This window comes from Streptomyces panacea (assembly GCF_040560175.1).
Lineage (GTDB): Bacteria > Actinomycetota > Actinomycetes > Streptomycetales > Streptomycetaceae > Streptomyces > Streptomyces panacea.
Map to the genome: position 1 here is coordinate 24,393 of NZ_JARJHW010000076.1, position 7,571 is coordinate 31,963.

Genomic DNA, 7,571 nt, shown 5'->3' on the forward strand with positions numbered 1-7,571 from the left:
CGTCAGCACGATGACGGGGGCCGCCAGGGCGGCCATCCCCACAAAGCCGCCCGAAGGAGCCGAATCCGTGACACTGGCGACCGCGAAGGCGCGGTCCGGCAAGAGGACACCGGAGGGCGGACCACCACGGGAGAAGGTGATCGACCGGGGTGCCTGGTTCCTGGTGCTGCCGGCCCTGATACCGATCCTCGTCCTCAGCGTCGGCCCCCTGCTCTACGGCATCACCCTCGCCTTCACCGACGCGCAGTCCGGCCGCACCGAGCCCACCGAGTGGATCGGGACGCTCAACTTCCAGGACCTGGCACACGACACGCTCTTCTGGGAGTCCTTCCGGATCGGCCTGCTGTGGGCGGTCGGCGTGACCGTCCCGCAGTTCGTTCTCGCGCTCGGCCTCGCCCTGCTGCTGAACCAGAGGCTTCGCTTCCGCTGGCTCGCGCGGGCGCTGGCGATCATCCCCTGGGCCATGCCCGAGGTGGTCGTCGGCATCATGTGGCGCCTCGTCTACAACGCCGACGCCGGAATCCTCAACGAGACCATCCGCGACATCGGCCTCGGTGACGGCCGCGACTGGCTCACCGGCCTCGCCACCGCCCTGCCCGCCGTGATCGTCGTCGGGATCTGGGCCGGTATGCCACAGACCACGGTCGCGCTGCTCGCCGGGCTCCAGAACACCCCGGACGAGCTGCACGAGGCGGCGGCCCTGGACGGCGCGGGCGCCTGGCGCCGGTTCCGTACCGTCACCTGGCCCGCGCTCAAGCCGGTCGCCCTCGCCATCACGGCGCTCAACTTCATCTGGAACTTCAACTCGTTCGCCCTGGTCTACGTACTGACCAGCGGCGGTCCCGGCGGCCGTACCCGACTGCCCATGCTCTTCGCCTACGAAGAGGCCTTCCGCTACGGCCAGTTCGGCTACGCCGCCGCCATGGGCTGTGTCATGGTCGCCGTGATCTCCGTCCTCCTCGCCTTCTACCTGGTGGGACGTCTCAAGTCGGGGGAGGAGAAATGAGTCTCCGCACCAGCGGACCCGCACGCGCCGGGCAGTACCTCGCGCTCCTGTGCTATCTGGTCTTTCTCGCCTTCCCGTTCCTGTGGCTGATCTCCACCGCCTTCAAACCGGCGCGTGAGCTGGGCAGTCTGCACCCCACCTGGATCCCGGACAGCCCGACCCTGGAGAACTTCCGGCAGGCGTTCGACGAGCAGCCACTGCTCAGGGCCGCGGGCAACAGCCTCACCGTCGCGCTCTCCGCCTCGCTGATCGCCGTGGTCATCGCGACGCCGATGGCGTACGTGATGGCGCGGCAGCGCAGCAGGCTCGCGACGGCGGCGACGGGGTGGGTCGTGATCAGCCAGGCGTTCCCGTTCGTCCTGGTGATCATCCCGCTCTTCCTGGTGCTGAAGAACCTCCACCTGATCAACTCCCTGTTCGGGCTGATCATGGTGTACGTGGTGTGGTCGCTGCCGTTCGCGCTCTGGATGCTGGTCGGCTATGTACGGGCCGTACCGGCCGAGTTGGAGGAGGCGGCGGCCGTCGACGGCGCCGGCCGGCTCCGTACGCTCGTCTCGGTCACGGCCCCGCTGCTGGCGCCGGGCATCGTCGCCACCGCGATGTTCGCCTTCATCACGGCGTGGAACGAGTTCTTCTTCGCGCTCGTCCTGCTCAAGAGCCCGGAGAAGCAGACGCTGCCGGTGATCCTCACCCACTTCCTCGGCGCCGAGGGCGTCGCCGACCTGGGGCCGCTCGCGGCGGCGGCGTTCCTCGCGACGATCCCCTCACTCGTCATCTTCGCGATCATCCAACGACGGATCACGGGCGGCATGCTCGCCGGGGCGGTGAAGACCTGATGCGTACGAGACCCGTTGCGTGTACGAGACCCGTCGCACGCCCGACACCCGTTTCGCGTACGAGGCCCCTTTCGCGTACGAGAACACCATTGGTGGCCGCGGCCGCCGTCCTCGGGCTGCTGCTCACCGGCTGCTCGGGCGGCGACGGCGAGTCGGCGGACGGGCGGATCACCCTGCGTTTCCAGTCCCTGGCCTGGCAGGACGAGTCGGTCGAGGTCAACAAGGAACTGGTGAAGGAGTGGAACGCCGCCCACCCCGACGTGCGCGTCCAGTACGTGCAGGGCAGTTGGGACAGCGTCCACGACCAACTTCTCACCTCCTTCGAGGGCGGTGAGGCGCCCGACATCATCCACGACGCCTCCGACGACCTCGCCGACTTCGCGTACGGCGGCTATCTCGCCGATCTCGACGGGCTGCTGCCCGACCGGCTGAAGCGGGACATCCCGGAGCGCAGCTGGGAGACCACGGAGTTCGGGGACGGGGTGTACGGCGTGCCGTTCCTCCAGGAGCCGCGCGTGCTGATCGCCAACAGGAAGATCCTGGAAGCCTCCGACGTCCGGATCCCGACCGTCGAGAAGCCGTGGACCTGGGCCGAGTTCAGGGCGGCCACCAAGGAGCTCACGGCGGGAGAGGGGCGGAAGCCGGGGGCGGGACAGGCGGAGTACGGGGTGGCCTGGCCGCTCAAGGACCCGGTCTCCGCGACGCTCAACCTCAGCCGGTCAACCGGCGGGCAGCTCTTTCACCGGGGCGCGGACGGCAAGGTGACGATCAAGTACACCGGGGCCGACGCGGAGGTCCCCGCCGTCATCCGCGATCAGGTCAACAGCGACGGCAGCGCGTCGGGCGCCACGCTCGGCATGGGCGGTTCGGACACGCTGCCGGGATTTTTCGGCGGCAAGTACGCGATGGTGCCGCTCGGTTTCTCGTACCGGCAGCAGATCATCCAGCAGGCGCCGAAGGGCTTCGAGTGGACGGTGCTGCCGTCGCCCGCCGGGGCCGACGGCGCGACACAGGGCGTCAGCCCGCAGACCCTGTCGGTCTCCGAGGACACACGGCACAAGGAAGAGGCCGTCGCCTTCATCGACTTCCTGCTCCGGCCCGAGAACATGGTCCGCCTCGCGCGGGGCGACTGGATGCTGCCCACGGGCACGGCGGCGCTCGCCGACCCGTCCCTGCGCACGGAGAAGGACGGCTGGTCGACCGGTGCCGCGCTCGCCCGCGAACTCCTCCCGGCGCCCGCGCAGTCGGTGCGTGGCTATCCGGAGTGGAAGGACAAGGTCGCGACGCCGGCGCTCCAGGAGTACTACAGCGGCGCGATCGACCGCGCCGAGCTGGAGAAACGGCTGGTGAAGGACGGCAATCTGGTGCTCGCCCGCTACCAGCGCTGAACTTCCCGCGTCCACGGGGGGTTCGAGCGGGGCGAGTCCGGCGCGCGGGCCGGACCACGGAGACGCTCCACCCTCGCCGCCCCCCATGTGCGGTTGTACGAGCGGGACTTCGTCGCCGTACCCTGCCGCGCGGAACCCTTCGCCGTCGTCGGGAACGTGCCCTTCTCGCGTACCGCCGACATCGTCGACCGGTGTCCGCGCGCGCCCGCGCTGACCGACGTCACGCTCATCACCCAGCCCGAATGCGCGCGCGGGCGCACCGGCGACTTCGGGCGCTGGTCGCCGGTCGCTGGTCTCCGCGGATGGTAGAGACCCGGCCGTACGTCGAGTGGCGGCTGCTCGGCCGGATCGGACGGCGGGAATCCCGCCCGGTGCCGCGCGTGGACGCGGGCATCCCGCGTGTCGAGCGGCGCCCGCGCCCGCTGCTGCCCGCCGCCGAACTCGCCCGCCACCGGCGGCTGGTCGAGGTGGGGCTTCTCCGGGGTCTGCGAGTCGGCGGCTCGGCGGCTCGGCGGGTCGCTGTACGCGTCACTGCGCCGGACCGGCCACCCGCGCCACCCGCGCCAACGGCTCGACACGGCATTCGACGCGGCGCGTGTCGACCGCGCCGAGATCGTCGCGTTCGTGCCGCCCGGGGCGTGGCTGATCCCGCACGACAAGCTGAACGAGACGTCTCGTCTCGCTTGATGTTACGGTGTGGGCATGACGTCACCCCAGCGTGCCCACATCGCCATGTTCTCCATCGCCGCCCACGGGCACGTGAACCCGAGCCTCGAAGTCATCCGGGAACTCGTCGCCCGTGGGCATCGCGTCAGCTACGCCATCCCCGCCGCCTTCGCCGAGAAGGTCGCCGCCACCGGCGCCGAGCCGGTGATCTACACCTCCACCCTGCCGATGGACGACGACCCCGACGCCTGGGGCACCGAGCTGATCGACAACATGGAGCCCTTCCTCGCCGACGGGACACAGGCGCTGCCCCAGTTGGCCGAGATGTTCGAGAACGACCGCCCCGATCTCGTCATCAGCGACCCCACGTCCTACCCGGCGCCGATCCTGGCTCACCGGTGGGGCGTCCCGTACCTCCAGCTCTCACCGAACATGGTCGCCTGGGAGGGGTACGACGAGGAGGTCGCCGCTCCTCAGGACGCCCAGCTCGCCGCGTCCGAGCGCGGCCGGGCCTATGTCGCCCGCTTCCGGGCGTGGCTGGACGAGAACGGCATGGACCTGCCCCTGGGCCGGTTCGTCGTCCACCCCGATCGTGCGATCGTGCTGATCCCCAGGGCCCTTCAGCTGTTCGCCGACCGGGTGGACGAGTCCGTGTACACCTTCGTCGGCGCGTGTCAGGGGGAGCGGGCCGACCAAGGGGAGTGGGAGCGCCCGGCCGGGGCGGAGAAGGTGCTGCTGGTCTCGCTCGGCTCGGCCAACACCAAGCAGCCCGACTTCTACCGGGCGTGCGTCGAGGCGTTCGGCGGCCTGCCCGGCTGGCATGTCGTCCTCCAGATCGGCAAGTTCGTCGATCCGTCCGAACTGGGCGAGATCCCCGGCAACATCGAGGTGCGCTCCTGGGTGCCCCAACTCGCCATCCTCAAGAAGGCCGACGCGTTCATCACCCATGCGGGCGCCGGCGGCAGCCAGGAAGGGCTCGCGACCGGCACACCGATGGTCGCCGTACCGCTGCTCGTCGACCAGTTCGGCAACGCCGACACGCTCGTCTCGCTCGGTGTCGCCCGGCAGCTTCCTATGGAGGAGGCGACGGCCGAGGCGCTGCGGGAGGCGGTCACCGCGCTCGTGGCGGACCCCGAAGTCGCCCGCAGGGGTGAGGAGATCAGACAGGACATGGCGAAGGAGGGTGGCACGGGCCAGGCGGCCGACATCATCGAGGCCGCGCTGCCGACGACCGGCTCCTGATGCGCGGCCCGACGCCGTACGCCCGGCCGGTGGAGACCGGTCGGGCGTACGGCACGGGTAGGTACGGGAGCGTGTGCGGGGGAGTGGAGGGGTGCGTCAGACCCGTACGGGATCGGGCTGTTCGCCCGCCTTCCTGGAGTCCTCGCCGACGGCGTCCGACTCCACCTCCGCGACCACCGACTCGTCGTGCGTCAGGTCGGGCAGCCACCGCAGCCAGCGGGGGAAGTACCAGTTGCGCTCGTCCAGCAGTGCCATGATCGCCGGGAGCAGCACGCCCCGGATGATCGTCGCGTCGATCAGCACCGCCGCCGCCAGGCCGACGCCCATCTGCTTCATCGACTGCATCGACAGCGTCCCGAAGATGGCGAACACCGCGACCATGATCACCGCCGCGCTCGTCACCACCCCCGCCGTGGTCACCACACCGTGGGTGATCGCCTCACGGGTGGTACGCCCCTGTAGCCGCGCCTCGCGGATCCGGGACACCACGAAGACGTGATAGTCCATCGACAGCCCGAAAAGGATCACGAAGAGGAACAGCGGCAGCCAGGAGATGATCGCCCCGACGCCCTCGGCGCCGACCAGCGACGCGCCCCAGCCGTGCTGGAAGACGATGGTAAGGATGCCGTAGGCGGCGCCGACGGAGAGCAGGTTCAGCACGATCGACGTCACCGCGATCGTCAGTGACCTGAAGCAGAGCAGCATCAGTACGAAGGCGAAGATCACGACGAAGGCGAAGACGGGCGCCACGGCCCCGACGAGCTGGTCGTTGAAGTCCTTCGACCCGGCGACCTGGCCGGAGATCGGCGCCTCGACGCCGTCGACCGTGCCCAGCGTGTCCGGCCGTACGGTGTCCCGCAGCAGCCCCAGACTCTTCTCGGCCCGGTTCTGGTCCGAGCCGCCGACCAGCGGCACCTCGATGATCGCGATGTTCTGCGCGTCGTGCGTGACGATCTCGACGGGTCCCTGCGAGGCGCCCGAACTCACCGCCCGCGCACGGAAGTCGGCGAGCGCCTGCCGTACCGGCGCGGCGTTGATGTCGTCCGCGCGCACCACCACCTCGGCGGGTTCGGCGCCTCCCGGGAAAGCCTCGTTGACCCGCTCGTACGTCTGGACGATGGGCAGCGAGTCGCCGAACTCCTGGTCCAGCGTGAAGTTCTGCGTCTGCATGCCCACGGCGGGCAGGGCGATCGCGACGAGCGCGCCCGCGGCGACCACCAGCGCGAGCTTCGGCCGGCGGAGTACGCGGCTGAGTACCGCGCGCCAGAACCGGCTCTCGCCGGTCCCGCCACCACCGGCTCCCGCCGCGGCGGACGCGCGCTGCTTCTTCGACTGCTTGAGGCGGTTCAGGAAGGGCACCCGGCCCCGCTCCACGCGCTCACCGAGCAGCGACAGCAGCGCGGGCAGCACGGTCACCGAACCGACCATCGCCACCGCGACCACCATCAGCGACGCGAGACCCATCGCCTTGAACTCGGCCAGCCCGGTGAAGAGCATGCCCGCCATGGCGACACAGACCGTCACACCGGAGACGATGACGGCCCGGCCGCTCGTCGCCGCCGCGATCCGCAGCGCCGTGGCGGCGTCGCGCCCGGCCTCGCGCTCCTCGCGCTCACGCCGCAGATAGAACAGGCAGTAGTCGACGCCGACCGCCAGACCCACCAGCAGCATCACCGAGTTGGCCGTGTCGGTCATCGGCATGACGTGGCTGACCACGCCCATGAGCCCCATCGTGGCCATGATGGCGGTGAGCGCGAGGGCGACCGGCAGCAGAGCCGCGACCAGGGCGCCGAAGGCGATCAGCAGAATGCCCAGCGCGACCGGCACGGCGGAGATCTCCGCCTGCTTGAAGTCGTCACCGAACGCCTCGTCGAAGGTCTTGTTCATGCTGGCGCCACCCAGCTCCGAGATCCGCAGTGTGTCCTCGTGCTGCTTCTGCACGCCTTCGACGGCCTTGAGTACCGGCTCGACGCGCTCGCTCGAAGTCTCCGGGTCGCCGCGCATGTTGAACTGCACGAGCGCGCTGCGCCCGTCCTTCGAGATGGTTTTCGTGTCGTACGGCGAGGTGACGTCGGCGACCTCGCCCGTACGCTCGACCGCCGCCATGACCGCGTCGACCCCGGCGCGGAACTCCTTGTCGGTGGCGGACGTTGACGAGTCGACACCCTGGATGAGGACCGACTCGCTCACCGGTTCGTCGAGACCCGCGTCCTCGATGATCCGTTCGGCCTGGCTGATCTCGCCGGACATCTGCTCGCTGTCCTTGACCTCGACGGTGCCCGCCGCCGAGCCGAGTCCCATGGCGAGTACGACGAACAGCACCCAGGCGGTGACCGCCGTCCACCGGTGCCGCGCGCTCCAGACACCGGCACGCGCCGCGATCCCGCGCGGCGCGGGTGCCGTACCCGTACCCGCGGGTGCCGTCCCCGTACC

7 protein-coding genes are annotated in these 7,571 nt (G+C 70.1%); 6 read left to right on the forward strand and 1 reads right to left on the reverse strand.

The annotated features are described in order from the left end of the window. Window positions 1–67 precede the first annotated feature (67 nt). The 6 genes from P3L51_RS19280 to mgt all read left to right on the forward strand — a co-directional run bounded on the left by P3L51_RS19280 (window position 68) and on the right by mgt (window position 5,138). Window positions 68–1,006, forward strand: a complete 939-nt coding sequence (locus P3L51_RS19280) for a carbohydrate ABC transporter permease (RefSeq protein WP_354606501.1) — start codon at window positions 68–70, stop codon at window positions 1,004–1,006. Then, a complete protein-coding gene (locus tag P3L51_RS19285; protein ID WP_354606502.1) occupies window positions 1,003–1,842 on the forward strand; it encodes a carbohydrate ABC transporter permease in 840 nt (279 codons plus the stop codon). The genes P3L51_RS19280 and P3L51_RS19285 overlap by 4 nt, the downstream gene beginning before the upstream one ends. Continuing rightward, window positions 1,842–3,230: an ABC transporter substrate-binding protein gene (locus P3L51_RS19290; RefSeq protein WP_435594484.1), complete on the forward strand. Its 1,389-nt coding sequence runs from the start codon at window positions 1,842–1,844 to the stop codon at window positions 3,228–3,230. Before P3L51_RS19285 ends, P3L51_RS19290 begins: the two co-directional genes overlap by 1 nt. Before the next feature lie 87 nt (window positions 3,231–3,317). Beyond that, window positions 3,318–3,539 carry a class I SAM-dependent methyltransferase gene (locus P3L51_RS19295; RefSeq protein ID WP_354606504.1) on the forward strand — a complete coding sequence of 74 codons (222 nt, stop codon included), beginning with the start codon at window positions 3,318–3,320 and terminating at the stop codon, window positions 3,537–3,539. Window positions 3,540–3,629: 90 nt separating this feature from the next. Then, on the forward strand, window positions 3,630–3,917 hold the full coding sequence (locus P3L51_RS19300; RefSeq protein WP_354606505.1) for a hypothetical protein: 288 nt from the start codon (window positions 3,630–3,632) through the stop codon (window positions 3,915–3,917). Between the two features lie 15 nt (window positions 3,918–3,932). Beyond that, a complete protein-coding gene (gene mgt / locus P3L51_RS19305; protein WP_354606506.1) occupies window positions 3,933–5,138 on the forward strand; it encodes a macrolide-inactivating glycosyltransferase in 1,206 nt (401 codons plus the stop codon). 96 nt (window positions 5,139–5,234) lie between these two features. On the opposite strand, the gene P3L51_RS19310 is transcribed toward mgt, so the two are convergent. Further along, window positions 5,235–7,520 carry an MMPL family transporter gene (locus P3L51_RS19310; protein ID WP_354606508.1) on the reverse strand — a complete coding sequence of 762 codons (2,286 nt, stop codon included), beginning with the start codon at window positions 7,518–7,520 and terminating at the stop codon, window positions 5,235–5,237. Between the last annotated feature and the right edge of the window lie 51 nt (window positions 7,521–7,571).